This is a genomic window from Streptomyces geranii, assembly GCF_002954775.1.
Classification (GTDB): domain Bacteria; phylum Actinomycetota; class Actinomycetes; order Streptomycetales; family Streptomycetaceae; genus Streptomyces; species Streptomyces geranii.
The window spans coordinates 104,677-122,149 of record NZ_PJME01000016.1; the positions used below are offsets into that span (position 1 = coordinate 104,677).

Genomic DNA, 17,473 nt, shown 5'->3' on the forward strand with positions numbered 1-17,473 from the left:
GGGGGTCAGGGCGTGAGCTGCCACCGCTGGATGTAGCCGACGTCGATCCCCGCCCGGTCCTGCACGCGGAGCTTCCACGTGCCGTTGAGGGGCTGGGCCGAGGCGTCGATCGTGAACGTCTGGTCGACGTTGTCGGCCGAGCTGCCGGTGCGGTTGAGGAGTGAGTAGACGGTGCCGTTGGGGCCGACCAGGTCGACGGTCAGGTCACCGCGGTAGGTGTGCACGATGTTGACGTAGACCGAGGTGGTCGCGGAGGCGTTGCCGTCGCGGCCCTCGATGGTGATCGGGGACTCCACCGCGGGACCGTTGTCGGGGATGTCGACGCGGGTCGTGGTGGCGTAGATGTACGCGATCCGCCAGCTGAAGGTGTCCGTGACGGAGGAGCCCGTGCCGTCGGTGACCTTGAGGGTGACGTCGCCGACGCCGAGGGTGGTCGGTGTGCCGGAGATCAGGCCGCTCGGGCTGAGGGTCAGACCGTCGGGCAGACCGGTGGCCTCGTAGGTCAGGCCCGCACCGGAGTTGGTGGTGTAGGCGTCCACCTGGAGGCTGACCGCCTGGCCGACGCCGCTGGTCTGGTCGGCGATCGGGGCGACGTTGACGCCGAGGGCTATCCGGCCGCCGACGTTGATGGCGGCCCAGGCGTCGGCGACGGCGAGGTAGGTGGGGCTGTAGGCGCCGAAGAGGTCACCGGCCGCCTGGAGGGTGGCGGTGCGGGCGCCCGCGTAGTTGGTCGACGACGTCATGTACGTCGTCAGCGCGCGGTACCAGACTGCGGCGGCGTTCTCGATGCCGATGCCGGTGACGGCCTGACCGTCGGAGGTCGGGCTGTCGTAGGCCACGCCGTTGACGGTCTTGGCGCCGCTGCCCTCGGAGAGCAGGTAGAAGAAGTGGTTCGCCGGGCCCGAGGAGTAGTGGACGTCGATGCTGCCCAGGCTGGAGTTCCAACTGTCGCGCGAGGAGCCGTCCTTGGAGGGCTTGTCCATGTAACGCAGCGGCGTGCCGTTGCCGTTGATGTCGATCTTCTCGCCGACGAGGTAGTCGCCGGGGTCGGCGGCGAGGTTCGCGTGGAACTCGACGGCCGCGGCGAAGATGTCGGAGGTCGCCTCGTTGAGGCCGCCGGACTCACCGGCGTAGGTGAGGTTGGCGGTGGCGGCGGTGACGCCGTGGCTCATCTCGTGGGCGGCCACGTCGAGCGAGGTCAGCGGGTGCGTGTTGCCCGAGCCGTCGCCGTAGGTCATGCAGAAGCAGCTGTCCTGCCAGAAGGCGTTGACGTAGCTGCTGCCGTAGTGGGCACGGCTGTAGGCGGCGACCCCGTCGTTGCGGATGCCGTTGCGGCCGTACACGTCCTTGAAGTAGTCCCAGGTGGCCGCGGCGCCGAAGGCCACGTCGACCCCGGCTGTCTGGCGGTTGGACGGCAGACCGTTGCCCCAGACATCGTTGTCGTCTGTGAACAGGGTGCCGGTGCCCGAGGTGCCCTGGTTCAGGTCGTACGTCTTGTGCCCGGCGCGGGCGCCGTCGGTGAGCTGGTACGTCGATCCCGACAGGGTCGTACCGAGCGGAACCGTGCCGCTGTACTGGCCGGTGCCCTCACCGGTGTGCACCTTCTCGGCGGCGAGCAGCTGCTTGCCCGTGCCGGCGTCGGTGACGACCTGCAACTCGCTTGGCGTACCGTCGGGTTGGACGCCCTCGACGACCGTCTCCCAGGCCAGGACGGGCTTGGCCGCACCGGCACCGGCCCAGACGACGAGGCGCGGCGCCCGCTCGGTCTCGGCGCCGGTGACGTCGGCGCCCTTCGCGGTCGCGAGGGCCTTGCTGCCGGCACTGGCCCCGGTGAGCTTCGGGGTGAGGGACGGCAGCGTGAGGGTCGCGCCGCTCGCCTTGGAGACGGTGGTGCGGTCGCTCTTGAGGTGCACGACCAGGTCACCGCCGAGTACGGGCAGTCCGGCGTACGTGCGCTCGTAACGGGTGTGGGTGGTGCCGTCGGCGTCCTGGATCACGTCCCGGACGACGAGCTTCTCCTGTGCGCCGAGGGCGAGTTGACGGGCCGTGGTGGCGGACGTCGTCTGCGCGCTCTTGATCAGCGAGGCTCGGCGGGTGGCCGAGAGGGGCACGACGGCGGCGCCCGCGCGGGGCTCGGCGGTGATCTGGGCCGGGGCCGAGCCGGGGCCCGGGTCGGCGGGGGCGGCCGCGGTCGCGGTACCGGCCGGGGCGCCCATGGCGAGCAGGGTCCCGATGGTGGTCAGCGCGAGGACGGTGGCGCGTCTGCGCCGGGGAGTGGGGTGGGGTCGCCGGGGCAACGGGGTCTCCTTCTGCGGTGGGGGGTGAGTGGGGGGTCTCCCGCACTCGGTGTGGGCGTGAAGGAAGTGAAGAAGGTGAAGGAATGGTGAACTTCAGCAGCAGCGTGGCACTGGGTGCCGCTTTTTGTCATGTGATCGCCAAGACAACGGCTTGAAATGACCATGACTAGCTGGGGATCTGCCCAACTGGGCGCACGTTTTCAGCCGCGTAATCGGTCGCGACGCAGGGATCGCGCGGTTATGCTGCCCGGCGCGCGTGTAACGGGCGTGTGCGTGTGGGGTGTTGGGCTTGCGGTGGGGGACTTGTGGGTGGGGGAAAAGGCATGACGACGGAAGACATCGACGCGCCCAGACCGGCGCACGTTGCCGAGAAGGGCGCGAGCGAGGGTGCGCAGATCGCGTCGGCGCTGCTGCTGGTCGGGTGCCTGGCGGCCGGCTTCTGGGTGATGGCGAAGTACCAGCCCGACTCCGCCCCCGAGGACCGCACACCGGCCTCGTGCTCCAGATCGGACGAGGACACGCCCCTGTCGAAGCCCGTCTCCGGCGTACGACTGTGCGAGGCGCTGAACCGCCCGGACCTGCCGACCCTGCTCGGCACGCCCGAGGACCGCGCGCTGAGCGCCGACAGCAACGAAGCCGTCCTCAGCGACGAACGCGACATCCTGCCGAGCGACCCCGAGGCCACCGTCCAGTTGGAGGGCTACTCCGTGAAGCTCTCGGCGTACGGCGACCTGACGGTCGGCGAGATCGCCGGTTACCTGGCCGAGTCGGGAGAGCGGAGAACATTCCTGGGCCACTCGGCGTTCCTCTACTCGGGCCGGACCATCGGCATCGTCTTCGAGGACGGAAAGGGCTCCAGCGCCCCCGGCGGCACCTCCCGCAACCTCCTGATCGCCAAGGACCCCAAGGACGGCGGCGGTTCGTACGAGATCTCCCTCTGGCGCCAGGACGACACCCTCCCCGACGACACGGCACTGCTCCGGGTCGCGGAGAGCGTGCTGCCTACGGTTCCGGGGTGGACAGCGAGTTGAGAACGGGGCACTGATGGCCAAGAAGCTTGTGCGAAAGATGTTGCGTCAGATGGAGAGCGGGCAGCCGGTCCGGCTCACCATCAGCATGATGACGTGGAAGAAGCTCACCCGACTCGCCTACTTCGCCGAGCAGTTCGGGTACGAGTACGCGAACGTGTATACGTCCAGCGATTACAAGACGGTCCTGACCATCGTGCCCGACCCCAGGCCACAGGCCCGGGAGCGCGCCGCGCAGAACCGGGTGCGCTATCCCGACGCGACCGACGGGGTCTCACTGCCGCCCGTGGAACCCGACGCGCTCAAGCTGCTCAAGACCCGCATGCTGTTCGACCTCAACCACGCGCTCACCGAGAAGCAGCGGGCGGCGATCTGGGTCACAGTCTTTTCAGTGCTCGCCGCGGCCATCGCCTTCAGGTTCCACGCGGACACGGCCGTGGTCGTCACCACTCTCATCGTCTGGGCCACGCTCATGGCGCTGCTGCCCGTCCTGCTCCATTTCAGCCGACGCCAAATCGCCGAGAACATCGCCCAGTTGGAAGCCGCCGGATTCATACGGGTCACCGACGAACTCGGGCGCCCTCAGTACGTACGACCGGACAGGAGGCTTCCCGGACACGGCAACCCGTTCGCCAGAGAGGCGTAGGGGCCTCCCGGGTCCCCCTTTCAGCCGATCCCGAGCACCTCGGTCAGCCGATCACCCAGCACCGGCGCCACCGCCTCCGCAAACGCGTCCGCGACATGGCTGTCGTCCCGGTACACGATCGTGTTCCCCACCAGCACCGGGCAGTCGCCCCCGCCCGTGCACAGCCACGGGACCGGGTCGATCACCGACGCGCCCGCCGACCTCGCCGCCCTGAGCGTGGCCGTTCTTCGGGACTCGTCCCTGATCGCACCGGGCAGGCGGTTCGCGCAGCGGGTCAGGTGGAGGGAGTACAGGGCCGCGCAGTCCACCGCGTCCGTTCGCGGCCACGGGGTGTCCAGGAGCGCCACCACCCTCGCGCCCGACTCGCCCAGCTCCGCGTACGTCATGCGCAGGCCGTTCGTCCACTGGCTCACCGGGTCCGCCTCCGGGGTCATCGGCTCACCCGCGTCCGAGGACGAGACGATCACCAGAGCCGGGCGCATTTCCGTGATCCGCTCGACCGCCCGTGCCCGCCACGTGTCGCACTCCGCGTACGGACCCCCGAAGCGGCGCAGCGTCACCTTCGCCGCCTTGCACGACGCCTTCGTCAGCGACACCAGCCGCCAACCCCGTTCCAGCGCAAGGCGGTTCAGCGCCGGGAACCACTGGGCCGCGTGGGAGTCGCCGAACAGGACCACGACCCTGTCGGAGGCCGGGTCGCCGTACTCGCACGCCGGCGCGCTCGTCGCGTCGTACGCCACATGGCAGCCGTCCCGGTAGACCGCCGACCTCGTCGGCTTGATCTCGGGGAGGGGTGGGGCGAGGTTGCTCGGCAGGCTCAGGTTTCCGTTTCCCGTCGATGCCTCCACCAGCTGGCTCAGGCGTCGTTCGGGGGTTGCCGCCTTCGCCAGCTCCCGCTTCAGGTCCCTCGCCGGTCTGCCCGAGTCGATCGGCGGCGGGAACGCGTACGCCGTCGCCGCGAGCAGCGCCGCGACCGTCGACAGCGTCGCCCCGAGGCGCAGGGCGCGGCCCGGGCGGGACCGGAACCTGGCGTGGAAACGTATCGGGTTCTCCAGCAGGTGCAAGGTCGCCCAGGCCAGTAGCAGCGCCAACGCGCACAGCAGCAGCGACAGTTCCGTGGTCGTCGTCTCCGGGAGTCTTCCGAGCGCCGCCGGGCCGATGACCAGCAGCGGCCAGTGCCACAGGTACCAGCCGTACGACAGGCCGCCCAGCCACACCAACGGGGCTCTGGCAAGGAGTACTTGGGCGTCCCCTCTCGACGGGGCGCAGCCTCCCGCCAGTACCAGTACCGTCCCCAGCACCGGAAGCAGCGCGTAATACCCGGGAAACGGGGTCTCGTTGCCGTACGCCACCCCCGCTGTCGCTATGCAGGCCAGGCCCGTCCAGGTCATCGGGGCCGCCAACTTGCTTGGCAGGAGTTGTAGTTGGTCCGCCGCCAGGGCCAGTAGTGCTCCCGCGCCCAGTTCCCAGATCCGCGTGTGCGAGCCGAAGTACGCCCAGGACGGGGCCTCTTCCGTCACCGTCACGCTCAGGACGAGCGACAGCACGCACAGCGCCGCCAGTGGGATCGCCAGCAGGGCTCGTCTTCCTCGGCTCAGGCGCCAGGTCAGTAACAGCAGCAGGGGCCAGACCACGTAGAACTGTTCCTCCACCGCCAGCGACCAGAAGTGCTGGAAGGGGGACGGCGGGCTCCCCTCCGCCAAGTAGTCCGTACCCGCTGCCGCCAGACGGAAGTTCACCGCGTAGAGCGCGCTGCTCACCGCGTCCCCGGCGTACTCCTCGAAGCGGACCCTAGACAGGAACAGCCAGGAACCGGCGAGGGTCGTGACGACCACGAGGGTCGACGCGGGGAGGAGGCGGAGGGCTCGGCGGGCGTAGAAGCCTCGGATCGACAGGCCGTCCCTCGTGGTGAGTTCGCGTACCAGGAGTGAGGTGATGAGGAAGCCCGAGATGACGAAGAAGACGTCCACTCCGACGTAGCCGCCGCCGAGCCTCGCCACCCCCGCGTGGTCGAGGACGACCAACGTCACCGCCACGGCCCGCAGGCCCTGGATGTCGAGCCGCAGGCCGGGGTTCTCGGTCGATCGCGTCGGCGGTCGCGTGTCCGATCGTGTGTCCGGTCGTGTGTTCCGTCGAGCGGCTGGTCGCGTGGTCGGTCGCGTCTTCACGCTCATCAGAGACGGTCGGCCCACTCGAACGGTTGTGGTCGTTTCCGTTCGGTCACCAGAAATTTCCCCGGTCGGCCGCGAGCCCGCCCGCGAGAACCCGACAAAGGGTGACCCGCGACAATTGGCCGGTCCGGCGCGTTTGCTACGCTCGCCGACGCGTCCCCTGGGGGAAGTCCGGTGAGACTCCGGCGCTGACCCGCAACGGTATGCACGCCCCCGACAGGTGGGCGTGCGAGCCCGATCACCCAAGGTGCGCGTGCCCCACTGAACGCTCGCCGTGGACTGCGAGCCGAGGCGAAGGATCGCCGACCGTGCGCCGAATACCCGTGCTGCCATTGGCAGTTGGGCTGACTGTGTTGCTGCTCGTCTCCCTGTTGTGCGGGGTCGGGCTCGGCGCCTCCGGGATCGGCTGGGGGCAGGTCTTCCGGTTCCTCGGTGACGGGATCACCGGTGGCACCATCCGCGCCGAGGACGTCGCCTCGTACACCATCGTCTGGGAACTGCGGCTGCCCCGCGTGGTCCTCGCCGCCGTCGTCGGCGCCGGGCTCGCCGCCGTGGGGGTGGCCGTGCAGGCCATGGTGCGCAACGCGCTCGCCGATCCCTTCGTCCTCGGGATCTCGTCCGGTGCGGCGGTCGGGGCCAACGCCGTGATCCTGCTGGGCGCCTTCGCCGGGCTCGGGGTGTGGGCACTGTCCGTGTCCGCCTTCGCCTCCGCGCTCGCCGCCATGGTCATCGTGTACGGGGTCGCCCGGTCGGCCGCTCACGGGCTCACGCCGCTGCGGCTGATCCTCACCGGGACCGCGCTGGCGTACGGCTTCGAGGCGATCACCACCGTGATGGTGTTCGGGGCCGCCCGGGGCGAGGCCGCCAGGTCCGCGATGATGTGGCTGCTCGGCAGCCTGGGCGGGGCCACCTGGGCGCAGGTGCCGATCGCCGCCGTGACCGTCGTCGCCGGGTGGGCGTGGCTCGCCCGGCGGGCCGAATCGCTCAATGCCCTCGCCATGGGCGACGAGACCTCCGCCGCCCTCGGGGTCCAACCGACGCGGCTACGGCGGGAGTTGTTCCTCGTGACCGCCGCCGTGACCGGGACCGTCGTCGCCGTCAGCGGCGCCATCGGCTTCGTCGGGCTCATGGTCCCGCATGTCGTACGGATGCTCGTGGGCGCCGATCACCGCCGGGTGCTGGCCGTCGCGCCGCTCGCCGGGGCCGTGCTGCTGGTGTGGGCCGACATCCTGTCCCGGCTGCTGCTGGCGCCCGCCGAACTGCCCGTCGGGGTGATCACCGCCGTGGTCGGCGTACCGGCGTTCCTGCTGCTGATGCGGCGCGGCGGCTACGCGTTCGGGGGGCGGTGAACGGCATGCGGCTCGATGTGGAGGGTGTGTCGGTCGACGCGGGGGCCGTACGGCTCGTGGACGACATCACGATGCGGGTGGACAGCGGGGCCTTCGTGGGGCTCGTCGGGCCCAACGGGAGCGGCAAGTCGACCCTGTTGAGGTGCGTGTACCGCGCGCTGCGGCCGGCGGCGGGCGCGGTACGGGTCGACGGCGACGAGGTGCACGCCATGGAACCCCGGGCCGCCGCCCGGGTGTTGGCCGCGCTGCCCCAGGAGTCGTCCGCCGAGTTCGACTTCACCGTCGCGGAGGTGGTCGCGATGGGCCGGCTGCCGCACCTCGGGCGTACGGCGGCCGGGGACCGGCAGATCTGCGCCGCCGCCCTGGAACGGACCGGCATCGCCCATCTCGCCGACCGCGGCTTCCTCGCCCTGTCCGGCGGCGAGAAGCAACGCGTCCTCATCGCAAGGGCGTTGGCCCAGCGGCCCCGGGTCCTCGTCCTCGACGAACCCACCAACCACCTCGACATCGCCCACCAGTTGGACGTCCTGTCCATGGTCCGCTCCAGCGGCCTGACCGTCCTGGCAGCCCTGCACGACCTCAACCTCGCCGCCGCCCACTGCGATCTGCTCTACGTCATCGCGGACGGCCGGGTCGTCGCCTCGGGGCCGCCGCACGAGGTGCTCCAACCTGGGCTGCTGGCCGAGGTGTTCGGGGTACGTGCGCATCCCGTCAGGCATCCGGAGACGGGCGCCGTCCAGCTGCTCTTCGACCTGCTTCCCAAGCCCTCCCCGATCTCCACGGCCTCCCCGTCCTCCCTGCCTTCCCTGTAAGGAACCCCCCTCATGCGCAAGCCAGTTGTCGCCGCTGCCCTGCTCTCGGTCACCTCCCTCCTCGCCACCGGATGCGGTGCGACGGTCGAGAAGCAATCCGCGAAGGCCTCCGGGTCCCCGTCCGCCGTCACCCTCACCAACTGCGGCCAGAAGGTGACGTACGACAAGGTCCCCGAGCGGGCCGTCACCAACGACGTCGGGATCACCGAGCTGATGTTCGCGCTCGGTCTGGAGGACCGGATGGCCGGGTTCGCCATGCCCGACGACAAGGGCGAGCTGACCGACGTGCCCTGGAAGGCCGGCTACGACAAGGTCAAGTGGCTGTCCAAGGACCAGCTCACCAAGGAGAACGTCCTGGACGCGCGCGGCGACTGGGTCTTCGCCGGCTGGAACTACGGCTTCCGCGACGACAACGGCTTCACCCCGGACGCGCTGAAGAAGCTCGGCATCCCCTCGTACACCCTCACCGAGTCCTGCCGCAACGGCCGTACGAAGACCTCGCGGGGCATCATGCCGCCCCTGGACGCCCTCTACACCGACCTCACCAACCTCGGGAAGCTCTTCGGGGTCGAGCAGCGCGCGGCCACGCTGATCGCGGACTTCAAGAGGCAGGTCGCGGCGGTGGCGGCCAAGGCTCCGACCGGGGACGCGCGTCCGAAGGTGTTCCTCTACGACAGCGGCACCGACTCCCCCTTCACCTCCGGGCGTTACGCGGCCCCCGAGGAGGTCATCAGCAAGGCGGGCGGCGTCAACGTCATGAACGACGTCGACGACTCCTGGACGACGGTCGGCTGGGAGACGGTCGTCGAGCGCGACCCCGACGTGATCGTGATCTGCAATTACGGGGACGTCAGCGCGGAGCAGAAGCGCGAGTTCCTGCTGTCGTACGGCCCGTTGAAGAACGTGTCGGCCGTCAAGCACAAGCGGATCTTCGTCCTGGACTACGTCGACCTCGTCGAGAGCCCGCGCAACCCGTCGGCGATAGCCCGGCTGGGCGCCTACCTGCGCTCGGTGGCGGACACCAAGCCCGCCTCGTAGGCGAGGATCACCAGCTGGACGCGGTCACGGGCGTCCAGCTTGGCGAGCAGCCGGGTGATGTACGTCTTCGCCGTCGCCACGCTGATGCACAGCTCGGCGGCGATCTCCGTGTTGGACAGACCGCGCCCGACGAGCGTGAGCACCTCACGCTCACGGCCGGTGATCGCGGCCAACTCCCTCTGTTCTGCCCTCTGTTGGTGATTGGCGGCGAAGTCCTGGATCAGGCGCCGGGTCACGCTGGGGGCGATCAGGGCATCTCCCGACGCCACGATCCGGATCGCCGCGAGGATGTCGTCCAGGGCCATGTCCTTGACCAGGAACCCGGACGCGCCCGCGCGCAGCGCCCCGTACACGTGATCGTCGTCGTCGAAGGTGGTGAGGACGACGATCCGGGTGCCGGTGCCCTGCGTGCCCGCCCCCTGGGTGATGCGGCGGGTCGCCTCGATGCCGTCCATGCCCGGCATGCGCAGGTCCATCACGACGACGTCCGGGGCGAGTTGGGCGACCAGGGCGACCGCCTCCGCACCGTCGGCGGCCTCGCCCACGACCTCGATGTCGGGGAGGTCGGCGATGACCATGCCGAGTGCGGTACGGATCAGCTGCTGGTCGTCGGCGAGCAGTACCCGGACGGCAGGCACGGCAGCGACAGCAGGGACGGGTGTCGTCACCGGACCACCGCCGGGAGCCCGGAGGCGAGCGGGATCGGCAGCCGGGCGGCGACCCGGAAGCCGCCCTCGGGACGTGGTCCGGCCGCGAACTCCCCGTCCAGCAGGGCGACTCGCTCCCGCATCCCGGCCAGCCCGAACCCGGTGTCGGTGGCGCTCCCCCGGCCCCGTCCGTCGTCGGTGACCTCGATGGCGAGGGCGTCGGCGGCCCGGTAGTCGAGGGTGACCCGGCAGGACCGGGCACCGGCGTGCCTTACGACGTTGGTCACCGACTCCTGCACGATCCGGAACGCCGACAGGTCGACGTCCGGGGGCAGTTCGCGGCGCTCGCCCGCCCAGTGCAGGTGTACGCGCACCCCGGCGGCGCTCGTCACGGCGGCGAGCCGCTCGACGTCCGCCAACCCGGCCGCGACAGGCGCCTGTTGACCGGTCACTCCATGGACCTCCGCGTGCCGCAGGGCGACCAGCATGCGGCGCAGGCCCGCCAGGGTCTCCCGGCCCTCGTGCTCGACCGCCGACATCGCCTCCCGCGCGGCCTCGGGACGGGTCGCCGCCACCCGGGCCGCCGCACCCGCCTGGAGGGCGATGATGCCGATGCTGTGGGCGACCGTGTCGTGCATCTCCCTCGCTATCCGCAGGCGTTCGGCGGTGACGGCCTGCTCGGCGGTACGGGCGGCGAGCTGTTCGGCGTGCGCCCGGCCCCGGTGGGCGGCGTCGCCGAGCAGCCAGGCGATCAACGTGATCAGGGCGACGGCGAGTTCGGCCGAGGTGCCGACGGTCCAGCCCATCAGGATCCGTACGGCCAGATAGCCCGCGAGCAACGCGAGCGCGAGGGAGACCGCGATGGCGCCGGTGCGGCGGGGGCGGTCGGCGGCGATGAAGTACACGGCGGTCTGCACGGCCAGGAACTGGGCCAGCGGGATCTCCACCGCGGCCAGGGTGCTCGTCTCGATGACGGCGGCCGTCAGCAGCAGGCCCATGGCCGTCAGCGGGCGGCGGGACAGGAGGCGGGCGGCGGTGAACGCCAGTGCGGTGGCCACGACGAGGTACGTCAGCCCGTCCCAGCGGTAGAGCTGGGTGGCCGGCAGGTGGCTGGGCCGGTGCTCGCCGGGCAGCCGGACCCGTGTGAGGTACGTGAACACCGTGCCCGCGAACCAGGCGAACGCCGTCCAGGCACCCGGCGGGACACGCTTGAGGAGGGGCAGCGGCGGGGTGACGGGCATGTGCCGATCGTAGGGCGGGCGTTGGCGGCGGCCATCGGACCAGGGACGTACAACCTGGGTCGACAGCGGGCGAGTTGGGGTGTCGGCCAGGGACCGATGCGCAAACCGACGTTTCGGCGGGACGGTGTTGTCGTGATCGAAGCCGAAGAACTGACGAAGCGTTACGGGACGACGACCGCCGTCGACCATCTCTCCTTCACCGTCCGCCCGGGGCGCGTCACGGGCTTCCTGGGCCCGAACGGCGCCGGGAAGTCCACCACCCTGCGGCTGGTGCTCGGCCTGAACACCCCCACTGCGGGCACCGTCACCGTCGACGGCCGCCCCTTCGCCGAACGCGCCCGGGGCCTGCGGCACATCGGCGCCCTGCTGGACGCCCACGACGTCCACGGCGGCCGTACCGCCCGCGCGCACCTGTCGATGCTGGCCGCGAGCAACGGCCTGCCCCGGCGGCGGGTGACCGAGGTCCTGGCCGAGGTGGGCCTGGCGGAGGCGACGGCCCGCCGGATCGGCGGCTTCTCCCTGGGCATGAAGCAGCGCCTGGGCATCGCGGCGGCACTGCTCGGCGATCCCCCGGTACTGCTCTTCGACGAGCCGCTCAACGGCCTCGACCCGGAAGGGGTGTTGTGGGTACGCGGCCTGTTCCGCCGACTGGCGGACGAGGGCCGGACGGTACTGGTGTCCAGCCACCTGATGCGGGAGATGGAACAGACCGCCGAGGATCTCGTCGTCATCGGCCGGGGCCGGCTGATCGCGGCGGAGAGCCTCGGCGACTTCGCGGCCCGCGCGACCGGGCAGCGGGTGTCGGTCCGTACGCCCGACGCGGGCGCGCTTGCGACCCTGCTGGCGGAGGAGGGTGCGGTGGTGGGGGAGGAACCGGACGGCTCGTACACCGTGACCGGTCTGCCCGCCGAGCGCATCGGCGAGCTGGCGTTCGCCCATGGTGTGCGGCTGCACGAGCTGAGCCCGAAGGTGGCTTCCCTGGAGGAGGCGTTCATCGAACTCACCGCGGAGAGCGTGGAGTTCACGAGTTCGGCGGGGGCGACCCGATGAGCATGAGCATGTACACGGGTGTGCGTGAGGCTACGGCGGATCCGGGGGCGCCCCGCTTCCGCGATCTGCTCACGGCCGAGTGGATCAAGTTCTGGTCACTGCGGTCCAGCGCGCTGGTGCTGGCGTCGGGCGCGCTGACGACACTGGGCATCTGCGTGAACGCCGCACGGGTCAACGCCGACCGCCTCGCCGACCAGCCGGACCTTCCACCGGTGCCGCCCGGCGGTAAGCCGGACCTGCCGCAGATGGTCTTCGACCCGCTGATCACCGCGTATGTGGCCCCGGCGTGGGCCCTGTTGATGGTCGTCGTGGCGGCGCTCGGGGCGAGCGTGGTCTTCGGCGAGTACACCAGCGGACTGATCCGGACGACCTTCGCGGCCGTCCCCGCCCGCCGCGCGGTCGTCGCCGCCAAGGTCACCGTCGTCGGGGCGGTGACGCTTGTACTCGGCGCGGCCGTCTCGGGCGGCTCATTCGGTGTGACGCAGGCGATCCTGCGCGACCACGACGGCATGTCCCTCGCCGATCCGGGGGCGTTGCGCGCGGTGGTCGCGTCCGCGCTGTTGCTGCCGCTGTGCGCGGTCATCGGTATGGCGGTGGGTGCGCTGATCCGGCACGCGGCGGGCGCGGTCGTGTCGGTCATCGCCCTGCTGATCCTGGTGCCGCAGTTCTTCGCCGGGGAGCAGTACCGCTGGGTCGCGGAGACCGGCAACGCCATGCCTCTGAACGCCTTCTACCGGCTGATCGTCAACCCGGGGCGGGACTACGACCTGGGCAGGTATCCGGTGACGGTCGCGGAGGCGTGGTGGGTGTACGGCGTGTGGTGGGTGGTTGCGGTGGGTGTCGTGGTGGAGGTGGTGCGACGGCGGGATGTGTGAGGGGCCCTCCCGGGGGTAGGGGCGGTTTCCTCGCCCCCGCCGCCCCTACCCGTTCCCATCCCTGGGGGCTGCCGCCCCCGGACCCCCGCTTTGTCCTCAAACGCCGGACGGGCTGACATACCCAGCCCGTCCGGCGTTTGAGGACGAGCGCGTTCAGCGCGATAGGCGGGGGTTCGGGGGCGGAGCCCCCGAGGATGGGACGGGTAGGGGCGGCGGGGGCGAGTCAAATGCCTGGACCCCGCACCGGAAAGTACCGCCGAGGACCCGGCGACCTTCCCGACGCGGCTGGAGAAGGCCGGCTTCACGGACGTACGGGTCGAACTGCACGACGAGACCCGAGGCCTGCGCTTCCTGGCGCGCAGGCCGTCGTAGCGGCCGTACGCGTCCGTGCGGAGCCACTCTTCGGCGAATGTGCTGCGCCGGGCCGGGCCGGGCCGCAACCTGCCCACCGACTCGCCCAGTTGTGATGCATCATGTCCGTCTACTGCACCTTGAGCTGAACGAACGGACGTACATGGCTGCATGGTCCACCCGGGCGGCCTGCCCCGCTGATCTGCCCGGGATTCGCGCCCTGTTGGCCGAGTCGTTGGGGCCGACGGCGCTCCTCGTCGACGCCGTTGAAGGTGATCTGGTCCGAGTGGCCGAGTCCGAGGGCGAGTTGGTGGGGTGCGTCGCCGCCGAGATGCCGTCACCTGGGCATGCGCGGCTGTCGGTGATCGCGGTCCGGGCCGGTGTGCGCAGGCAGGGCGTGGCCTCGCGGCTCCTGGCCGAGATGGTGCGGGAGTTCCCCCGGAGGTCGAGCGAGGCGCCGCTGATCTCCGCCGTGGCGAGGACGGATCAACTGGCGGTGGCCCAGCTGCTGTTGGCGTCCGGTTTCATCGGCACCCGCGTTCTGCGGGTCGACGGCACCGGCGGCACGGGCGACGGCACCAGCGACGCTCTCCACATCCACTATCAGCACAAGGCGCGCGTCGAGTACGTGGATCCGGACTCGCGGCATCTGGTGCCCGCCCACGCGCGGGAGCAGCTCACGGAGTCGCTGGCGCCGTCCGATCAGGCGGTGACGGCGCTGGTGGTCCTGGGCGGTGAACCCGCCTTCGAGATCGCGCGGTTCGAGCAGGACGACCCCGCGACCCTCCAGTCCGGAGAGGCCGCGGCCGGCATCGCATTCTCCGGTTCCATCCTCGCGGCCATCACCTTCCTCCTGGGTTTCGCCTTCTCGTCGTCCCGGTTCCCCGACGACGTACGTCTGCTGCTCATCGGAGCGACGTTCAGCACCGTGCTCTCCCTGATCATCTACGCCAGCGCCTCGGGCGAGTTGGCGCGGATCCGCTCGAACTCGTTCGGCAGGATCATGAAATGGGGGAACGTACTGTCCGAGTACGGCGGCGTGTTCCCCTTCCTGATCTCCCTGCCCGTCACCTACGCACAGGCCAGCGGCGAGCCGTGGTCCACCATGATCCTGGCTGTCGTACTGAGCGCCGCCATCGGCTGGTACGAGCGCTCCGAGTTCTCGATAGCCCACCGATTCCGGCGCTCCCGGCCCGAGTTCGTCCTGACGTTGCTCACGGCGGTCTCGCCGGCGGCCGGTGCGGCGCTGGTGGTGGCGGATGCCGTCAGCTGGCCGTGGACCACCGTCCTGACCGTCACGCTCGCGGCCCGGACATGGCTCTACCTCTTTCGCCGGGGCACGGAGGCCGACATCGAGGAGCGTCGGCAGTGGCAGCTCAGGGGGTAGGTCCCACCGCCGTACGGACCCGCTCCGCGATCTCACGGGCGCACCCCCACGAAAGCGTCAACCCGGCTCCGCCGTGGCCGTAGTTGTGCAGCAGCAGCGAGCCCGCACCCGTCGCCATCCCCGCACCCGCTCCCGTCGACGTGCTGTCGCGCCGCTCCTGTTCGAGCCGGACCCGTTCCCGTACCGGCCGTAGTCCCACCCGCTGTTCGATCACCCGGGCCCCGGCGATCGACGGCTCGACGGCCGCGCAGCGGCGGATGATCTCCTGGGCCGCCGCCTCGTCGGGCCTGAGTTCCCAGTTGCCCCGGTCCGCCGTTCCGCCCAGGACCAGCACGTCGGCGTGCGGGTAGATGTAGGTGAGGTCCTCGGCCCCGGGGGTGTCGTCGCAGAAGAAGGTCCGGATCCCGGGGTTCTCCACCACGACCAGCTGGCCGCGCACCGCCTCGACCGAGTCGTCGGCCGCCAGCGAACGGGCCCCGGCGCCCGAGCAGTTGACGACGACCGGCGCTTCCCGGGTCGCCTCTTCGAGGGTGTCGTAGTGGTGGCGGCGGATCGAGCCGCCGGCCCGCGCGAGCCGTCGTACGAGGTAGTCGAGGTATCGGGGCATGTCGACGAGGGGCGCGGAGTAGTGCCACCCGGTCACGAACCCCTCTCGCAGTTCGTCCGGTTCGCACCTGCGCGCGCCCACCAGGGCGCCCCAGACCGGCAGTTCACAGGGCACCCTGGACTCCTGGGTGCCCTCCACCAGCCGGATTCCGGCATCCGCGTCGGTGCTCAGTCCGGTGAGCACCGACAGGGTCTCCCGGCTCCAGCGGGCGACCAGATGGCGGGGCTCGGCCAGATAGGGATCCCACATCGCACCGGCAGCCGCCGAGGTCGTCTCACCGGGAAGCCGGTCGGTGTCCACCCGGACGTCCATCCCGGACTCCGCCAGGCACACCGCCGTGGTGAGCCCCGACACTCCGGCACCGATCACCAGCACACTGGCCGACACGCCCGCCTCCGTCGTCCGAAACCCTCAGCCCCCGGCTCCCCGACGCCGCCGTCAGGGACTTTCGAGGCTATCCGAACCCACGTGCGTACGCCGGTCGCGGTCCGGCCGGACTGCGGAGTCGGGCGGCGGGGTCGAGCTGTCGCCGCGCCGGCCCGCGCGCGTGGGCCTGCCCAGGACGACACCGGCCAGGACGAGGGCCAGCCCGCACACTTGCCGGCCGGTCAGCGACTCCCCGGCGACCGCCGTGCCGAGCAGCACGCCGGTGACGGGGTTGAGCAGTCCGATCAGGCCGACGGTTCCGGCCGGGAGGTGCCGCAGCCCGGTGAACCAGGCGGCGAAGGCCAGCGCGGTGGCGACCAGGGTGACGTAGCCGAACGCGAGGAGCGCCGATACGGAGAGTGCGGGCGGCGGGCCCTCCACGGCCGCGGCGACCGGCAGCAGGAACAGTCCGCCGGCGGTGAGCTGCCAGGCGGTCGAGGCGAGCACGTCCGTACCGGTGTCGTTCCACCGTTTGGTCAGGATGTGGCCGAAAGCCGACACCAGCATGGCCGCGGCCGAGGCGAGGACCCCCGGCACGCTCACTCCGCCCGCGCCCGTGAGCAGCATGAGGCAGACCCCCGCGAGCCCGATCGCGGCGCCGGCCAGGTGCGTACGGCCGGGCCGCTCGGACACGAGGGCCCAGGCGATGAGCATCATCGCCGGCGGGGACATCGCCATGACGGTCGAGGCGATGCTCGTCGGGAGCAGCTGGGAGGCGGCGTAGACGAGCACGAAGAACACGCTCACGTTGAGCAGTCCGAGCACCGCGGACCGTCCCCACCACACGCCGCGCGGTCGCCGCCTGCACAGGCCCAGCAGGACGAGGCCCGCGGGCAGCGCTCGCAGAGCGGCCCCGTACAGCGGGCTGTCCGCAGGCAGGAACTCGTGCGTGACGTAGTAATTGGCGCCCCAGGCCACCGGCGCGACCGCGGTCAGCGCCACCCACCGCACATTACCTTCCATGGAAGGTACTATAGCTTCCCGGGAAGCTATCATGGTGTGCATGGACGATCCGCAACCGCTGGACCGCGTGGCCCGCATCCAGGCCGACTGGCGCCGCGAGCGGCCCGACGTCGACATCGCGCCACAGGGCGTGATCGGCCGACTGCACCGCCTGGCCGACCGCCTCACCGAGGAGCTGTGCCTCGTCTACGGCCGCTACGGCCTGAGCGAGGGGGAGTTCGACGTCCTCTGCGCGCTCCGCCGCGCCGGTACGCCCTTCGAACGCGCACCCGGCGAACTGGCCGCCCACACCATGGTCACCACCGGCGCGATGACGAAGAGGATCGACCGGCTGGAGCGGGCCGGACTGGTCACCCGCCGCCGCTCCGACGACGACCAGCGCGGCCGGATCGTCGCCCTCACCCGGCCCGGACGCGAACTGATCGACCAGGCGTTCGCCGACCACATGCGCAACGAACGCCGCCTGCTGGACCTGCTGACGCCCGCCGAGAGCGCGTCACTGGAAGGGCTGCTCACCACCTGGCTCACGCACGTGGAGAGTCCGCCCCCGCCCGACACGCACTGACCGGCACACCCACTGGCCGG

General features: G+C 71.0%; 15 protein-coding genes. 9 read left to right on the top strand and 6 right to left on the bottom strand.

Annotated features, from left to right (window positions below; translation table 11 throughout):
- Window positions 1-5: 5 nt before the first annotated feature.
- Window positions 6-2,297, bottom strand: coding sequence for a M4 family metallopeptidase (locus tag CW359_RS22230; protein ID WP_105971831.1), 2,292 nt, complete (start codon window positions 2,295-2,297; stop codon window positions 6-8).
- A gap of 323 nt (window positions 2,298-2,620) precedes the next feature.
- Here CW359_RS22230 and CW359_RS22235 point away from each other — a divergent pair, with 323 nt between their 5' ends.
- Both CW359_RS22235 and CW359_RS22240 read left to right on the top strand, forming a co-directional pair.
- The gene (locus tag CW359_RS22235; RefSeq protein WP_105971832.1) at window positions 2,621-3,328 is read left to right on the top strand and encodes a DUF6215 domain-containing protein; all 708 of its coding nucleotides are present in this window, start codon (window positions 2,621-2,623) and stop codon (window positions 3,326-3,328) included.
- Between the two features lie 13 nt (window positions 3,329-3,341).
- Window positions 3,342-3,971, top strand: a complete 630-nt coding sequence (locus tag CW359_RS22240; protein WP_105971833.1) for a hypothetical protein — start codon at window positions 3,342-3,344, stop codon at window positions 3,969-3,971.
- A 20-nt stretch (window positions 3,972-3,991) separates the two neighbouring features.
- On the opposite strand, the gene CW359_RS22245 is transcribed toward CW359_RS22240, so the two are convergent.
- Window positions 3,992-6,145: an acyltransferase family protein gene (locus tag CW359_RS22245; protein WP_105971834.1), complete on the bottom strand. Its 2,154-nt coding sequence runs from the start codon at window positions 6,143-6,145 to the stop codon at window positions 3,992-3,994.
- A gap of 200 nt (window positions 6,146-6,345) precedes the next feature.
- On the opposite strand from CW359_RS22245, the gene CW359_RS22250 reads away from it, so the two are divergent.
- Genes CW359_RS22250 through CW359_RS22260 form a run of 3 tightly spaced genes read left to right on the top strand, consistent with a single transcriptional unit; the run spans window position 6,346 to window position 9,341 of the window.
- The gene (locus tag CW359_RS22250) at window positions 6,346-7,491 is read left to right on the top strand and encodes a FecCD family ABC transporter permease (RefSeq protein WP_408647508.1); all 1,146 of its coding nucleotides are present in this window, start codon (window positions 6,346-6,348) and stop codon (window positions 7,489-7,491) included.
- 5 nt (window positions 7,492-7,496) lie between these two features.
- Window positions 7,497-8,303 carry an ABC transporter ATP-binding protein gene (locus CW359_RS22255; RefSeq protein ID WP_105971836.1) on the top strand — a complete coding sequence of 269 codons (807 nt, stop codon included), beginning with the start codon at window positions 7,497-7,499 and terminating at the stop codon, window positions 8,301-8,303.
- Between the two features lie 12 nt (window positions 8,304-8,315).
- Window positions 8,316-9,341 carry an ABC transporter substrate-binding protein gene (locus CW359_RS22260; RefSeq protein ID WP_105971837.1) on the top strand — a complete coding sequence of 342 codons (1,026 nt, stop codon included), beginning with the start codon at window positions 8,316-8,318 and terminating at the stop codon, window positions 9,339-9,341.
- On the opposite strand, the gene CW359_RS22265 is transcribed toward CW359_RS22260, so the two are convergent.
- Window positions 9,302-10,009 carry a response regulator gene (locus CW359_RS22265; RefSeq protein ID WP_269805608.1) on the bottom strand — a complete coding sequence of 236 codons (708 nt, stop codon included), beginning with the start codon at window positions 10,007-10,009 and terminating at the stop codon, window positions 9,302-9,304. The genes CW359_RS22260 and CW359_RS22265 overlap by 40 nt on opposite strands.
- A complete protein-coding gene (locus CW359_RS22270) occupies window positions 10,006-11,229 on the bottom strand; it encodes a sensor histidine kinase (RefSeq protein ID WP_198655330.1) in 1,224 nt (407 codons plus the stop codon). The genes CW359_RS22265 and CW359_RS22270 overlap by 4 nt, the downstream gene beginning before the upstream one ends.
- A gap of 132 nt (window positions 11,230-11,361) precedes the next feature.
- Between CW359_RS22270 and CW359_RS22275 the strand changes: the two genes are divergently transcribed.
- The 3 genes from CW359_RS22275 (at window position 11,362) to CW359_RS22290 (ending at window position 14,892) form a co-directional block, all read left to right on the top strand.
- Complete coding sequence (locus CW359_RS22275; protein ID WP_105971839.1) at window positions 11,362-12,279, top strand: ABC transporter ATP-binding protein; 918 nt, start codon at window positions 11,362-11,364, stop codon at window positions 12,277-12,279.
- Window positions 12,276-13,154, top strand: coding sequence for an ABC transporter permease subunit (locus tag CW359_RS22280; protein WP_232838527.1), 879 nt, complete (start codon window positions 12,276-12,278; stop codon window positions 13,152-13,154). Before CW359_RS22275 ends, CW359_RS22280 begins: the two co-directional genes overlap by 4 nt.
- 514 nt (window positions 13,155-13,668) lie before the next feature.
- Window positions 13,669-14,892: a GNAT family N-acetyltransferase gene (locus tag CW359_RS22290; protein WP_105971841.1), complete on the top strand. Its 1,224-nt coding sequence runs from the start codon at window positions 13,669-13,671 to the stop codon at window positions 14,890-14,892.
- Here CW359_RS22290 and CW359_RS22295 read toward each other — a convergent pair.
- Together CW359_RS22295 and CW359_RS22300 are read right to left on the bottom strand one after the other, a co-directional pair.
- Complete coding sequence (locus CW359_RS22295) at window positions 14,882-15,886, bottom strand: FAD-dependent oxidoreductase (RefSeq protein ID WP_105971842.1); 1,005 nt, start codon at window positions 15,884-15,886, stop codon at window positions 14,882-14,884. The two genes, CW359_RS22290 and CW359_RS22295, sit on opposite strands and share 11 nt — an antisense overlap.
- 51 nt (window positions 15,887-15,937) lie before the next feature.
- Window positions 15,938-16,888 carry an EamA family transporter gene (locus CW359_RS22300; RefSeq protein WP_232838528.1) on the bottom strand — a complete coding sequence of 317 codons (951 nt, stop codon included), beginning with the start codon at window positions 16,886-16,888 and terminating at the stop codon, window positions 15,938-15,940.
- A gap of 40 nt (window positions 16,889-16,928) precedes the next feature.
- On the opposite strand from CW359_RS22300, the gene CW359_RS22305 reads away from it, so the two are divergent.
- Window positions 16,929-17,453, top strand: coding sequence for a MarR family winged helix-turn-helix transcriptional regulator (locus tag CW359_RS22305; RefSeq protein WP_105971889.1), 525 nt, complete (start codon window positions 16,929-16,931; stop codon window positions 17,451-17,453).
- Window positions 17,454-17,473 lie beyond the last annotated feature (20 nt).

Coding starts and splice junctions, on each gene's coding strand:
- CW359_RS22245 (WP_105971834.1), bottom strand. CDS start 6,145: ATGAGCGTGAAGACGCGACCGACCACGCGACCAGCCGCTCGACGGAAC.
- CW359_RS22290 (WP_105971841.1), top strand. CDS start 13,669: ATGGCTGCATGGTCCACCCGGGCGGCCTGCCCCGCTGATCTGCCCGGG.
- CW359_RS22260 (WP_105971837.1), top strand. CDS start 8,316: ATGCGCAAGCCAGTTGTCGCCGCTGCCCTGCTCTCGGTCACCTCCCTC.
- CW359_RS22270 (WP_198655330.1), bottom strand. CDS start 11,229: ATGCCCGTCACCCCGCCGCTGCCCCTCCTCAAGCGTGTCCCGCCGGGT.
- CW359_RS22300 (WP_232838528.1), bottom strand. CDS start 16,888: ATGGAAGGTAATGTGCGGTGGGTGGCGCTGACCGCGGTCGCGCCGGTG.
- CW359_RS22240 (WP_105971833.1), top strand. CDS start 3,342: ATGGCCAAGAAGCTTGTGCGAAAGATGTTGCGTCAGATGGAGAGCGGG.
- CW359_RS22250 (WP_408647508.1), top strand. CDS start 6,346: ATGCACGCCCCCGACAGGTGGGCGTGCGAGCCCGATCACCCAAGGTGC.
- CW359_RS22255 (WP_105971836.1), top strand. CDS start 7,497: ATGCGGCTCGATGTGGAGGGTGTGTCGGTCGACGCGGGGGCCGTACGG.
- CW359_RS22235 (WP_105971832.1), top strand. CDS start 2,621: ATGACGACGGAAGACATCGACGCGCCCAGACCGGCGCACGTTGCCGAG.
- CW359_RS22305 (WP_105971889.1), top strand. CDS start 16,929: ATGGACGATCCGCAACCGCTGGACCGCGTGGCCCGCATCCAGGCCGAC.
- CW359_RS22280 (WP_232838527.1), top strand. CDS start 12,276: ATGAGCATGAGCATGTACACGGGTGTGCGTGAGGCTACGGCGGATCCG.